11 protein-coding genes and 1 tRNA gene are annotated in these 13,478 nt (G+C 62.3%); 7 read left to right on the top strand and 5 right to left on the bottom strand.

What is annotated here, in order from left to right:
- Nucleotides 1–2 precede the first annotated feature (2 nt).
- Together hutG and gltS are read left to right on the top strand one after the other, a co-directional pair.
- Nucleotides 3–941, top strand: a complete 939-nt coding sequence (gene hutG / locus JV241A_RS09795) for a formimidoylglutamase (protein WP_134062225.1) — start codon at nucleotides 3–5, stop codon at nucleotides 939–941.
- 44 nt (nucleotides 942–985) lie between these two features.
- Nucleotides 986–2,194, top strand: coding sequence for a sodium/glutamate symporter (gene gltS / locus JV241A_RS09800; RefSeq protein ID WP_115087402.1), 1,209 nt, complete (start codon nucleotides 986–988; stop codon nucleotides 2,192–2,194).
- A 39-nt stretch (nucleotides 2,195–2,233) separates the two neighbouring features.
- Here the strand turns inward: gltS and JV241A_RS09805 are convergent, their stop codons facing one another.
- Entirely contained in the window at nucleotides 2,234–4,069 is a 1,836-nt protein-coding gene (locus JV241A_RS09805; RefSeq protein ID WP_233674339.1) for a di-heme-cytochrome C peroxidase, read from the bottom strand.
- A 285-nt stretch (nucleotides 4,070–4,354) separates the two neighbouring features.
- The gene (locus tag JV241A_RS09810; RefSeq protein ID WP_115087398.1) at nucleotides 4,355–4,807 is read right to left on the bottom strand and encodes an Lrp/AsnC family transcriptional regulator; all 453 of its coding nucleotides are present in this window, start codon (nucleotides 4,805–4,807) and stop codon (nucleotides 4,355–4,357) included.
- A gap of 154 nt (nucleotides 4,808–4,961) precedes the next feature.
- Between JV241A_RS09810 and JV241A_RS09815 the strand changes: the two genes are divergently transcribed.
- The 5 genes from JV241A_RS09815 to JV241A_RS09835 all read left to right on the top strand — a co-directional run bounded on the left by JV241A_RS09815 (nucleotide 4,962) and on the right by JV241A_RS09835 (nucleotide 9,149).
- The gene (locus JV241A_RS09815; protein WP_134062229.1) at nucleotides 4,962–5,594 is read left to right on the top strand and encodes a LysE family translocator; all 633 of its coding nucleotides are present in this window, start codon (nucleotides 4,962–4,964) and stop codon (nucleotides 5,592–5,594) included.
- Between the two features lie 105 nt (nucleotides 5,595–5,699).
- A complete protein-coding gene (nspC, locus tag JV241A_RS09820; protein WP_115087666.1) occupies nucleotides 5,700–6,797 on the top strand; it encodes a carboxynorspermidine decarboxylase in 1,098 nt (365 codons plus the stop codon).
- 27 nt (nucleotides 6,798–6,824) lie between these two features.
- The gene (locus tag JV241A_RS09825) at nucleotides 6,825–8,060 is read left to right on the top strand and encodes a saccharopine dehydrogenase family protein (RefSeq protein ID WP_115087394.1); all 1,236 of its coding nucleotides are present in this window, start codon (nucleotides 6,825–6,827) and stop codon (nucleotides 8,058–8,060) included.
- Nucleotides 8,061–8,331: 271 nt separating this feature from the next.
- Nucleotides 8,332–8,406: transfer RNA gene (locus JV241A_RS09830), tRNA-Gln, on the top strand.
- Between the two features lie 110 nt (nucleotides 8,407–8,516).
- On the top strand, nucleotides 8,517–9,149 hold the full coding sequence (locus tag JV241A_RS09835) for a LysE family translocator (RefSeq protein ID WP_134062231.1): 633 nt from the start codon (nucleotides 8,517–8,519) through the stop codon (nucleotides 9,147–9,149).
- A 9-nt stretch (nucleotides 9,150–9,158) separates the two neighbouring features.
- On the opposite strand, the gene JV241A_RS09840 is transcribed toward JV241A_RS09835, so the two are convergent.
- The 3 genes from JV241A_RS09840 to JV241A_RS09850 all read right to left on the bottom strand — a co-directional run bounded on the left by JV241A_RS09840 (nucleotide 9,159) and on the right by JV241A_RS09850 (nucleotide 13,458).
- Nucleotides 9,159–9,590 (bottom strand): MAPEG family protein, encoded by a 432-nt coding sequence (locus JV241A_RS09840; RefSeq protein ID WP_115087390.1) that lies wholly within the window; start codon nucleotides 9,588–9,590, stop codon nucleotides 9,159–9,161.
- Nucleotides 9,591–9,680: 90 nt separating this feature from the next.
- Nucleotides 9,681–10,946, bottom strand: coding sequence for a carbohydrate porin (locus JV241A_RS09845; protein WP_134062234.1), 1,266 nt, complete (start codon nucleotides 10,944–10,946; stop codon nucleotides 9,681–9,683).
- A gap of 94 nt (nucleotides 10,947–11,040) precedes the next feature.
- A complete protein-coding gene (locus JV241A_RS09850; RefSeq protein WP_134062236.1) occupies nucleotides 11,041–13,458 on the bottom strand; it encodes a glucose/quinate/shikimate family membrane-bound PQQ-dependent dehydrogenase in 2,418 nt (805 codons plus the stop codon).
- Nucleotides 13,459–13,478 lie beyond the last annotated feature (20 nt).

Raw genomic sequence — 13,478 nt, forward strand, 5'->3', positions numbered from 1 at the left:
GCATGAACAGCAATACCGCACTGCCGCTATGGCAGGGTCGCGTCGATGCCGCAGAAGGTGCGTCGGCATTGCGCTGGCACCAATGGGTGCGGCCCTGGGCTGACGATCAACCGGCAGGCAACGCCCTGGTGGGCCTGGCCTGTGATGAAGGTGTCATCCGTAACCAGGGCCGCAGCGGTGCGCGCCAGGGGCCACCGGCCCTACGCAAGGCATTGGCTAACCTGGCCTGGCGCGGCCAGCGTCCGGTGTATGACAGCGGCGACTTCGTCTGCCTCGGCAGCGATCTGGAAGGCGCCCAGCAGGCCTATGCCAAGCGAGTGACGAAACTGCTTGATCAAGGGCATCTGCCATTGGGCCTGGGCGGCGGGCACGAAATCGCCTACGCCAGTTTTCTTGGCCTGGCCGGACATCTGCGACGGCACGAACAGCGCCCGCGCATCGGCATCGTCAATTTCGATGCGCACTTCGACCTGCGCCATAGCGCCCAGAGCAGTTCCGGCACGCCGTTCCGGCAGATCGCCGAGTACTGCCAGCAGGCGGGCATGGCCTTTGAGTATTGCTGCCTGGGCGTGAGCGAGTTGAACAATACCCAGGCGCTGTTCGACCAGGCCCGGCGCCTGAACGTGCGCTATCGCCTTGATCGGCAGATGCAGCCGTGGAACATCGCCGCTCTCGAAGCCTTTGTCGATGACTTCCTCAGTGGCATCGACCACCTGTACCTGACCCTCTGCCTGGACGTGCTACCGGCAAGCCAGGCGCCTGGCGTCAGTGCGCCTTCGGCCCATGGCGTCGAGTTGATGGTGGTCGAGCACCTGGCCCGCCGCGCCAAAGCGAGCGGCAAGTTGCGCATGGCCGATATCGCGGAACTCAACCCTGGCCTCGACCAGGACCAGCGAACGGCGCGCATAGGTGCGCGGCTGTTGGCCAGCCTGGTCGACTGAAACCCTTACCCCCTGATCCAACTATAAAAAGAAGAGTGTTAACCATGCTGACCCTGCAACTCGATGCTCTGACCACCGTCGCCCTGGCGCTATTGCTGCTGGCGATGGGCGCACAACTGAAAAAGCACAGCTACTGGCTGCGCCAACTCTGTGTCCCGGCCCCGGTCATCGGCGGCTTCGGCTTCGCCCTGGTGGTGTGGCTGCTGCGTGACCAGCAGTGGCTGGATATCAAGCTCGACACCGCCATGCAAACGCCGCTGATGGTGGCGTTCTTCACCACCGTGGGCCTGGGGGGCAGCCTTGGCTTGCTGCGCCAGGGCGGCAAGATCCTGTTCGTCTACCTCGGCGCCTGCTGGGCCCTGGCGCTGGTGCAGAACCTGGTCGGCGTGGGCATGGCCAAGGCACTGGGCATCGACCCGTTGCTGGGGATCATGGCCGGTGCAGTGTCGCTGGAAGGCGGCTTTGGTGCGGCCGCAGCGTTTGGTCCGATCGCCGAGAGCCTCGGCACTGTCGGCGCCACCACCGCAGCGCTGGCCTCGGCGACCTTCGGCATGGTTGCCGGTGGCCTGCTCGGCAGCCCGGTGGCGCGCTACCTGATCGAGCGCAAGAAACTGGTGGTTCAGGCGGACAAGGCCGATGCCCTGCAAGCCCTGGAAAAAGCCAACGAAACCCCTGTGGTCAGCCTCGATGCGCCGGTGCTGCTGCGCCTGCTGACCTGCATGCTGGTGATCATGGTGCTCGGTTTCTGGATTGGCGATGCCTTGAAGGCGCACCTGGGGATTGTTCTGCCGGTGTATGTCGGTGCCATGTTCGTTGCCATTCTGGCGCGCAACTTCAACGACCGCGCACGGCTGATCGAGATCCCCGACAACGCCGTCAGCACCCTGGGCGACATCAGCCTGGGGATGTTCCTGACCATGGCGATGATGAGCCTGAAGTTCTGGGAGCTGGAGCAACTGGGCCTGCCGCTGCTGGTGATCCTGGTGGTGCAGGTGCTGATCATGGTGCTGTTGTGCATCTTCGTGCTGTTTCGCCTGTTCGGCGGCAATTACGATGCGGCGGTGCTGTGCGCCGGCTACATGGGCCATGGCCTGGGCGCTACACCGAACGCGGTGGCCAACATGGGCGCCATCTGCGACCACTACAAGGTGTTCTCCTACAAGGCCTTCATCATCGTGCCGCTGTGCGGTGCGGTGCTGATCGACATCGTCGCGTTGCCGTTGATTACCTGGTTCATCAACGCGTTCAGCTGATGGGGCGAGGCGGGGCGCAAGGCCCCGCCATCCACCGGGCTAGAGGGTTTTCATGTATTCGACCAAGGCATAACGGTCGGCATCGGTGAAGGACGATGCGCCGTAGTCGTGGCCGAAGTTGAAGTTACCGGGCAAGGACGTGTCGTAGGTAAATTGACTGCCGGGCCCGAAGGCATCGATAAATCCGACTTTTTCCGGATCGAACTGGGTCGAGCCCATCTTGAAGCGCGAGGGACGTTGCTCTGCCGGCAGCAGCAGGTCGTAAAGCGTGGGTACCGAGCCGTTGTGCAGGTAGGGCGCGGTTGCCCAGATGCCAGTCAATGGACGGGCTTTATAGGCCAGCGGGTATTTCTGGACTGTTTTGCCTTTCTCCACCGTGTTCTTCTTGGCCAGCGCATAACATTGCTCGAGTCGATAGGCTTTATGCGGCGGGAGCAGTGTTTTCATCATGCTCAGTTGCTTGTCTTTGCTGACTTCCAGTTCCACCAGGGGGTCGACATGAAAGACCCCACGCAACGCCAGGTCGATAATTTCGCTCTTCTGGTTCAACAGTATTTCCCGGGCAGCGACACCTAGTTGAGTGACCAGCGACGAGCCATGGTCGATATGGCCGCGGTCTGCATTGAGGTGTTCGCCTAGAAGGTTGCCGGGGGCACTGCTGAACTGTACGGCATTGCACGCCATCCAGGGATCGGTTGCGATGGTCTGGGGCGTTTCCTGCGCAGCAATGCGCGTCATCTGTGCCTGGATCGGTGTGGTCAGGTCGTTGCGCGCCAGCGGTAGATGGCAGCTCGAACAATTGTTGGCGAACAGTGCAGCGCCTCGGCTGACTTTCACCGGGTCGATTTTCCCCAGTTGTTCCGGCCATTTTGGCGGCTTGAGTTTCTGAATGGTTCGCTCAAGGTGGTCAAGGTTCTGAACGCGCACGCTTGAAGCAAATCCCTTGAGCAGCGGGGCATGCTGCATCGCCACATCACCGAACACGCCGACCACTTCCGAAGCGTTACGGGCCAGGGCGCCGATGTCCAGGCCGTTCTTGCCCAGGCGCTTGTTCGGGGCCACGCCGTTCCACTGCACCACATTGTGCTGAGGGGTATTCCACAGGAACGGGTAGCTCACCGGTGCATCCGAAGGGTTGGGGGTCTGAGCGATGGCGCCATTGAGTTGCGCCACCCGGTTGAGAATATGCCCCACTGCATCGACGCGGCCGGGGCCATACTCCAGGTCGGTAGCGTTGAGTGAGGCGCTGGTCTTGAGGAACTGACCCAGGCTGTTGAGCGCCGTGTGCAGTTGCAGTCGATTGGCCGGTGTGTAGGCATCTTTCAAGACGTTTCGTGCAAAGCGGTCGAATGATTCTTCGTTTTCGGCGGTCGCAAACAGTGCTTCTCGAAAGGCATCGAGGAATTTCTGGAAATCCGCATTGGTGGGGCCACCCTGTATCACCCAGGTATTGTCACCATGGGAAATATTGGCGGTGTGGCACGCCGAGCAATTCATGCCTACCCAGGGCTCCTGGTCCCGTTGATTGGCGTACCAGCGCAGGCGGGAAAAGGTCAGGGTCCTGTCGTCGCCCTGATCGATGACGAAACCGCGAGGCAGTCGGAAGGTGGAACCATTGAAGGGCAGAAGGTGGGGCGTATAACCGTACGCCTTGATGTTGTCTTCGGAGAGGAACGCCTTCCGCGTGCCTGCGACCTCCAGCGCCATCAACCAGCTCAAGGGCACCAGGCGCGAGCCCTGGGAGGTGTTCTGCCAGAGCGCAAGATCCTTGGTGCTCCAGTTTTGGTCCAGAATGGCCTCATCGGCCTGGGCACCTGTCGAAGCCAGGCACCCGACTCCGATGCTGACCGCTGCCAACACAGACTTCATTGTCATTTCTTCGATCCTTCGTGGCTTAGCCAACGTTGTTGTTAGAACATCAGGTCAGGGGCAGTACCTCTTTCAGTTTGCGTTAGCGCATTGCAGCGCCGCCGTCATTCAGGCTGGATCTTGTCTTGCAGCGTAGAAGGTTTTCAGTACCGTGCTGGCGTCGTTTGAGTCTGGAAGCCTGGGCGAGAGCGATCCAGTGCTGGCTGGGCACGGCGGGCTCCGGGGGGTGAGGGGGCAAGCCCGACCATAGCGCGTTTGTGCGGCTGGCTTTAGAACAATTGTGCGCGCGGCTCACATCGGCAACGAGCGGTTCTCGATAACCCGCTTCATCACCAGGGTCGAGGTCAGGCGCTGCACATTGGGCAGTGCCGACAGCCGCTCATCGTACAGTTGCTGGAAGGCTGGCAGGTCGCGGGTGACCACCTGCAGCAGATAGTCCGGATCACCAAACAGCCGCTGCGCCTCGACGATCTGGGGTATCTCCTGCAGCGCCGCTTCAAAGGCGCTCACCGCCGGGCGATCACCTTCGCGCAAGGTCACGAACACCATTGCCGAGAAGTTCAGCCCCAGGGCACCCGGCGCCAGTTGTGCGCGGTAGCCCTGGATCACCCCGGATTGCTCCAGGGCACGCACCCGCCGGTGGCAGGGCGACAGGCTCAAACCCACCCGTTCGGCCAGTTCGGTCACCGACAGGCGCCCGTCGTTCTGCAGTTGCGCAAGAATATTGCGGTCAATCCTGTCCATGTGGAAGAACCTTTCTATATTGGCCAGTAGTTCTGGAATATTCGAAAGATAATCCTATCAGCTTTTCTCTAATCTCCCTGCGAACTCCAGATTTGCGACGAGGTAGAGCGATGCAGGCAAGAAACTTCCAGGCACAGCACGCGGCGGTGCGGCCATGACCTTGAACATGCTGGCCGCCTTCTGGGCGGTGTCGTTGTTGTTCGTGATCACCCCGGGGGTGGACTGGGCCTATGCCATTTCCGCTGGCCTGCGCGGCCGTGTGGTCGTGCCTGCCGTGACCGGGCTATTGCTCGGGCACCTGGCGGCAACCCTGGTGGTGGCTGCCGGGGTAGGCGGGCTGGTGGCGAGCACCCCCATGGCCCTCACGCTGCTGACCGTGGCGGGCTCGGCTTATCTGCTGTGGCTGGGCGTCAACATGCTTATCCATCCTTCGGTTCCACACGCCGGGCAGGCGCAGGCGTCGGCCTCCTGGGCGCGCTGGGCATTCAAAGGTGCCTGCGTCAGCGGCCTCAACCCCAAGGTCTTCCTGCTGTTCGTGGCCTTGCTGCCGCAATTCACCGACGCCATGGCCGCCTGGTCGGTGCCGGTGCAGATCGTCACCCTGGGCCTGGTCCATGCCTTCAGTTGCGCGGTGGTCTATCTGCTGGTGGGCTTCGGCTCCCAGGCAGTGCTGCAGTCGCGGCCCGCAGCGGCGAAAGTGGTCAGCCGGGTGTCCGGGCTGGCGATGATCCTGATTGCCGCGGTTTTGCTCGTCGAACAGTGGGTCGGCCACCTTCGGTTGCTCTGAAATTGACCGCTGATCAAGGGAAAAGCGCTTTTGCTCTTTCGACTTGGAGCAAGGGAAGGCACAATGCGTGTCCTTTTTTTGGCCGGCCTGGCCGGGGGCCTCGAAATGATCAAAACGCCGTACTACCTCATCGACAAAACCAAGCTGCTGCGCAACATGGAGAAGATCGCCTACGTGCGCGAGCAGTCCGGGGCCAAGGCCCTGCTGGCACTCAAGTGCTTCGCCACCTGGTCGGTGTTCGACCTGATGCAGCAGTACATGGACGGCACCACCTCGTCGTCGCTGTACGAGCTCAAGCTTGGCCGCCAGAAGTTCGAGGGCGAGACCCACGCCTACAGCGTGGCCTGGGCCGACGACGAAATCGAAGAGATGCTCGACAACTGCGACAAGATCATCTTCAACTCCATCGGCCAGCTGCAGCGCTTTGCCGATGCCTCCGAAGGCAAGGTCCGCGGCCTGCGCGTCAACCCGCAGGTGAGCAGCTCCGACTACCTGCTGGCCGACCCGGCGCGCCCGTTCAGCCGCCTGGGCGAGTGGGACCCGGTGAAGGTCGAAGCCGTCATCGAGAAGATCTCCGGCTTCATGTTCCACAACAACTGCGAGAACGACGACTTCGGCCTGTTCGACCAGATGCTCGGCACCATCGAAGAGCGCTTCGGCCATCTGCTGCACAAGGTCGAGTGGGTCAGCCTGGGCGGCGGCATCCACTTTACCGGTGAAGGCTACGCACTCGATGCCTTCTGCGCGCGCCTGAAAGCCTTCTCCGAGAAGTACGGCGTGCAGGTTTACCTGGAACCGGGCGAAGCGGCGATCACCCAGAGCGCCTCGCTGGAAGTTACCGTGCTCGACACCCTCTATAACGGCAAGCACCTGGCCGTGGTCGACAGCTCGATCGAAGCGCACATGCTCGACCTGCTGATCTACCGCCTGAACGCCAAGCTGGCGCCAAGCGAGGGCGAACACACCTACATGGTATGCGGCAAATCCTGCCTTGCCGGCGACATTTTCGGCGAATACCAATTCGATCGTCCGCTGGCCATCGGCGATCGGCTGTCGTTTGTTGACGCAGCGGGTTACACCATGGTCAAGAAAAACTGGTTCAACGGCCTGAAAATGCCGTCCATCGTAGTGAAACAACTCGACGGTAGTGTCGAGCTGGTTCGTGAATTCGGGTTCGAAGACTACTTGTCCAGCCTGTCGTAAGCTGGCAGTAAAGGAGAGAAAGAGAAATTGAAGAAGAACGTTCTTATCATTGGTGCAGGAGGTGTCGCCAAGGTGGTGGCCCACAAGTGCGCGCAGCACAACGACGAACTCGGTCGTATTGCTATCGCGTCGCGCAACATCTCCAAATGCCAGGCCATCATCGACAGCGTCAAGGCCAAGGGTAGCCTCAAGCAACCTGCAGAGATCAAGGCCTTCTCGTTGAATGCGCTGGACGTCGAAGCGACCAAAGCGCTGATCCGCGAAACCGAATCGCAAATCGTCATCAACGTCGGTTCCGCTTTCCTCAACATGTCGGTGCTGCGTGCCTGCATCGATACTGGCGTGGCCTACCTGGACACCGCCATTCACGAAGAACCGGGCAAGATCTGCGAGACGCCGCCCTGGTATGGCAACTACGAGTGGAAACACCTCGAGGAATGCCAACAAAAGAACGTTACCGCCATTCTTGGCGTGGGCTTCGATCCGGGCGTGGTCAACGCCTATGCGGCCCTGGCCAAGCAAAAGTATTTCGACAGCATTGACTCCATCGATATCCTCGACGTCAATGCCGGATCCCATGGCAAATATTTCGCCACCAACTTCGACCCGGAAATCAACTTCCGCGAGTTCACCGGGCAGGTGTGGAGCTGGCAGAACAGCCAGTGGACCAGCAACACCATGTTCGAAGTCAAGCGTACCGACGACCTGCCGGTAGTCGGCTCGCAGAACCTGTACCTGACCGGCCACGACGAAGTGCACTCGCTGTCGAAGAACCTCGACGTGCCGAACGTGCGCTTCTGGATGAGCTTCGGCGAGCACTACATCAACGTGTTCACCGTGCTGAAGAACCTTGGCCTGCTCTCCGAGCAACCGGTCAAGACCGCCGAAGGCCTGGAAGTGGTGCCGTTGAAAGTGGTCAAGGCCGTGCTGCCTGACCCCGCCTCGCTGGCACCGGGTTACACCGGCAAGACCTGCATCGGCGACCTGGTCAAAGGCACCAAGGACGGCCAGCCGCGCGAAGTGTTCATCTACAACGTAGCGGATCACGAAGAGGCTTACGCCGAAACCGACAGCCAGGGCATTTCCTACACCGCAGGCGTGCCGCCTGTGGCCGCGGCGCTGCTGGTCGCCCGTGGCGAGTGGGACGTGCAGCGCATGGTCAACGTCGAGGAACTGCCAGCCGAGCCGTTCCTCAAGGCGCTGGACGTGATGGGCCTGCCGACCCGGGTCAAGGACGAGAACGGCGACCGTCCGTGGAACTGAGTTCCACGCAGCGGTAAAACACCGGGTGCACCAGGTTAGGTGTACCCGGTGAGCGGTCGAGGCGCCGATCTGGCGCCTCGATTCAGAGTAAGTGGCTGTTTTAACAACAATTTGTGCAGTCAGGGGCTTCCCAGACACGACAAAGTTTGATAAATTGCCGGCCATTCTTGCAACGGCCCTCACGGGGCTGGCAGCGTAGGCCCGCAACGTCTCAGGTTGCACCACGTTGCATCATCGCAAGCGAGTGCCAGGCACTCATCGCTACAGCTACAGGGGCGTCGCCAAGCGGTAAGGCAGCAGGTTTTGATCCTGCCATGCGTTGGTTCGAATCCAGCCGCCCCTGCCATTTTCTCGTTGTACCTTTCCTCTTTGTAATGGTCGCTCCCAGAGCAATTGCAACACCCATGCAATTACTGTCATTGTTGCCACTTATTCCCCCTGGCAAGGACTGCCTCCATGGCACTGCACCTCTGGCTCACCTTTTCCCTGGCATACCTGCTGACTTCCCTGACCCCCGGCCCCAACGTACTGCTGACCGTGCGCAACGCCTTGCGCCATGGCCCGGCGGGCATGGGCGTGACCTTGTTCGGCAACCTGCTGGCGCAACTGCTGGTCATCAGTGCCGTGGCCTGGGGCGTGGGGGCGATGTTGCTGGCGTTGCCGACAGCGTTCCTGGCCTTGAAGGTGGTTGGCGCGGGGTACCTGATCTACCTCGGTGCACGCCAGCTGTTTGCGCGCAAATCGGTTTCGACTGCTGCCGCCGAAGTCGCCGTGCCGGCAGCGCAATCGAAATGGCGGATCGGCACTGAAGCCTTCCTGGTCTCGGCCAGCAATCCGAAAACCCTGATTTTCTTCTGCGCCTTCCTGCCGCAGTTTCTCGACCATGGCCGGCCGATCGCCGAGCAGTTCGCGGTCATGTACCTGACCAGTGCCGCCATCGTCTGCGGCGTGCACTCGTTCTACTGCTTTAGCGCCTTGCACTTCAGTAAGCACGTGAAGGCTTTGCGCGTGGTGGCGGCGCTCAAGCGTGCCACCGGTGCGCTGTTCATCGGCCTCGGGGTGCGGTTGTTGAGCGCCAGGGCGGTATAACGCGCTCGCTCACCAATGCCGCAAGGCGCCCATGCTGACCATGGCCGCCAGCCCCAGCAGGCACATGATGCCCACGGCATAGGCAATGGTGCGCCACGGTTGCCAGCGCGCCAGGTAGGTCACGGTGTGTACCAGGCGTGCGACGGTAAATAGCACCATCAACCCGGCCGTGAACAGCAACGGCGGGTTGAACACCAGGCACAGCGCGCCCAGCACAAAAAACAGCGGAATGTTTTCCAGGTCGTTGGCCCAGGCCTGGGCCGCGCGGCTGACCTGCGGCAACTCCTCGGGGCTCGCCTGGCGGCCGACAAACCCGGCGTCCTCGCTGTTTTTGAAGGTCAGGCGGCTGATGCGATAGAAACCCTGATAGCAGGAGATCGCCAGCATCTTCACAAACAGCGCGACCACGCAGAGGGCGTAGATGGAGATCAGCGTAGGCATCTTCATTCCTTCGAAAACGGGGAGCGCGATCATCGCCTGAATCGCGCAGGCGCGTACAGGTCAACCTGCGCTCACCGTTGTCAGGAAGGCTTAGAACGTGGCTTTGACCTGCAGGCCAAGCACCAGTGCATTGTCGATGTTGTCACCGGAAAACGCCCCCGGCTCGATGATGTATTGCACATCCGGGCGCAAGGTCAGCCAAGGGGTGGCCTGGTAGCCATAGCTGAGTTCGATCAACTGCTCGGCGCTGTCCAGGTTGGGGTAGGCGACGCCTGCGGCTGCGGCGGCATCTTGCTGCACATCACGGCTGCGCGGGTTCGGCACGGCGCGGCCATAGCCCAGGGCCACGGTGTCGCGCGGGCGACCTTCGAACGGCTTGTACAGCACGACACCTGCGCCATACCACTTGCTGAACGGCGAGGCGGCGGCGCTGGCGGCCGAGTACTGGCCAAAGGCATGCAGGCTGCGCCCCTCGGAACTCGACGAGGTCCATACGGCCTGATCCACCAGCAGGTAATGGCCGTCACGGCCGGACACCTGTTTGTCGCTGCCGATGCGTTTGACATCGGAGCTGTCGTAGTAGTAACCCAGCTTGTACTCACCCGGCAGTGCGCCCGACAGCTTGTACACCAGCTCGACCGGTACCACGGTGCCGGTGGTGTGCTTGGGCCCCAGGTGCCAGGCGCGGCTGGAGTTGCCGTTGCTTTCGGGGTCGACGTTGAACGCCGCCACGCGCAGTTGCCAGGCCGGCGACAGGTCGTATTTGACCCGCACGCCCAGGTGCGCATTGGGGTAGTTGGTCCAGCCACTGCCGCCGGACATGTTCAGTGGATGGCCGCAGAAACCGGCGTTCATGAAGTTGCAGAGGATGCCGCTGTCCAGGCCGCCGAGGTCGTTGCCCATCGCCATGTAACCGAGCTTGACGTTGAGTGCCGGGGTGAACAGGGTGCGCTCATAGCTCAGTTCAGTCAGGCGGGTATAGAGGCCACCGTAGTTTTCCTGGATCGGCAGGCGGTTGCCCACCAGGTCTTCGGAAGCGCTGTTGCCGCGGCGGTCGTTGACTGTCAGCTGGACTTTGCCGCCGTTGTCCAGGCCGTACAGTTTGCCCAGATCAAACTGCACGCCCAGCTTGAGGTTCTGCGAGTAACGCGCCGAGCGGTGCAGGCCGCCATCGGCGTTGTAGGCGGTTTCGCCGCTGTAGTCGCCAGTGAACTTGATGCCCTGTTCGTCGAGCTGGTGGCGCAGGCCGCCCCAGTCGCCGGTCAGGGTGTTGCGGGTCATCAGGTCGTCGGCCAGGGTTGTGGAGCTGGCCAGGGCCAGGAGCAGGGCAGGGGTGATGCGAGAAGCGCGGGGCATTGCGGGGTATTCCTGGGAGGTCGGTAAAAGTCCCATCGCGGGTCAAGCCCGCTCCCACAGGGAGCGGGCTTGACCCGCGATGGGGCGATGCGATTTACGGCAGCGCGTACGCCATCACATAGTCGCCACGATCAGTCGACTGACGCGCACCACCGGCGGTGATCACCACATACTGCTTGCCGGTTTTCGGCGACACATAGGTCATCGGGCCGCCCTGGCTGCCGACCGGCAGGCGGGCTTTCCACACTTCTTCACCGTTGGCGCTGTTGAAGGCGCGCAGGTAGAAGTCCTGGGTGCCGGCAATGAACACCAGACCGCCCTGGGTCGACAGGGTGCCGCCGAGGGTCGGCAGGCCAACCTTGATCGGCAGGTGCATGCGGATGCCCAGCGGGCCGGTGTCTTCAACGGTGCCGACCGGCACTTGCCAGGCAACCTTCTGGGTCTTCATGTTGATGGCGGTGAGGGTGCCGAACGGCGGTGCCTGGCACGGAATGCCGGCCACCGACAGGAAGCGGTTCTTGTTCACCGCATACGGTGTGCCCTTGAGCGGCACCGCGCCCATGCCGGTGTTCAGCGCTTCACCACCGGAGGCGGCCTGGCCCTGGTTCCGCGACGGGATCATCTGAATCCACAGGCCCAGGCGCATGTCGTTGACGAAGATAAAGCCATGCACCGGGTCGGTGGAGATGCTGCCCCAGTTCATGCCGCCCAGGGAGCCCGGGAAGCTCAGCGACAGGTCGGTGCCGGGCGCGGTGTACAGGCCGTCGTAGCGCATCTTCTTGAAGTCGATGCGGCACAGCAACTGGTCGTACGGGGTCGCGCCCCACATGTCCGACTCGGTCAGCTGCTGGGCACCGATCTGCGGCATGCCCACCGATTTAGGCTGGGTCGGCGAGTACGGTTCGTTGGGGATGTTGCCCGGCTTGACCGGGGTCTCGACCACTTCGGTCAGCGGCTTGCCGCTGGCGCGGTCGAGCACGTAGATCTGCCCGGCCTTGGTACCGATGACCAGCGCAGGCACCGACTGGCCGTCGGCCTTGGTGAAATCGATCAGGCTCGGCTGCATCGGCAGGTCGAAGTCCCAGAGGTCGTTGTGCACGGTCTGGTAGACCCACTTCTCTGCACCGCTGCTGGCGTCCAGGGCCAGTACCGAGGCGCCGTACTTGTGGTTCAGCTCGGTACGCTCGACGCCGTAGATGTCGGTGGACGAGCTGCCCATTGGCAGGAACAGGGTGTTCATCGCCGGATCGTAGGACATCGGCGCCCAGCTGTTGGGGGTGCTGCGCACGTAGGTGCTGTCGCCGGTCGGCGCATTGCGGTCTTCAGGGTTGCCCGGGTCGAAGGCCCAGCGCATCTGCCCGCTGATCACGTCGAAGCCACGGATCACGCCACCCGGCATGTCGGTCTGGACGTTGTCGGCGACGCGGCCACCGACCACTACGGTTGTGCCCGCCATCAGCGGCGCCGAGGAGAGCTGGTAGAAGGAGTCCGGAACGTTGCCCAGGCCGGCTTTCAGATCCACCTGACCATTGTTGCCAAAGCCCTGGCAGAACTCGCCGGTGTCGGCGTCGACCGCGATCAGGCGCGCATCGATGGTGTTGGTCAGCAGACGGCGCTGGCAGTTGGCACCGGCCGGCACGCTGGCGGCGATGATCGGCGAACTGTTCGGCTGGGTCGGCTGGGCGATCGGTGCGCTGGCATCGAAGTAGGCCATGCCGCGGCAACGCTGCCAGACCGCCGACCTGGCGTTGATTTCGTTCTTCCACAGCTCTTTGCCAGTGTCGGCATCGAGGGCGATCAGGTTGTTGTGCGGGGTGCAGATGAACACCTTGTTGCCGACCTGCAGCGGGGTCAGCTGGTCTTCGGCGCCGTTGCCGTCGCTGATGGCTACGTCACCGGTGTGGTAGGTCCAGGCCACTTTCAGTTTGTCGACGTTACTGCGGTTGATCTGGTCCAGCGCGGCGAAGCGGCTGCCACCTTCGGTGTTGCCATAGTGGGCCCAGTCTTTTTGCGCCTTGGCCGGGTCGACCGCGGTCAGGCCCGGGCCGTCACCGGTAGGGGCAACGCTTGGATGGGCGACGAACATATTGCCCGCTGCCACCGCCAGGGCAATTGCAAGCACCGCCGCCAAGCCATAGGCACCTCGGCCGGGCGTGGCGCCAGCGGCACGCTTGAGCAGCGGATAGACCAGCACCACCGCCAGGCCCATCGCGCCGAACATGAACAGGCGCGAGAACAGCGGCCAGAACACCAGGCCGACATCGGCCACGGCCCAGATCGCGGTACCGACCAGGAAGGCGGCGAACAGCCAGGCGCCGGCCAGTTTTCGGCGGGCGATCAGCAGGCCGGAAATGGCCATCAGCAAACCGCCGACCAGGAAGTACCAGGAACCACCCAGGCTGACCAGCTTCACGCCACCGGCGGCGAGCGCAAGGCCGAGCAGGGCGATGATCACGCCCAGGCCAACCAGGATGAATGTTGAGGCGCCAGATACGCGCGGTGTCTGTGTCATATCGAAGAAAACTCGAAGGG

The sequence above is a fragment of the Pseudomonas sp. JV241A genome, assembly GCF_900275665.1.
Classification (GTDB): Bacteria; Pseudomonadota; Gammaproteobacteria; order Pseudomonadales; family Pseudomonadaceae; genus Aquipseudomonas; species Aquipseudomonas wadenswilerensis.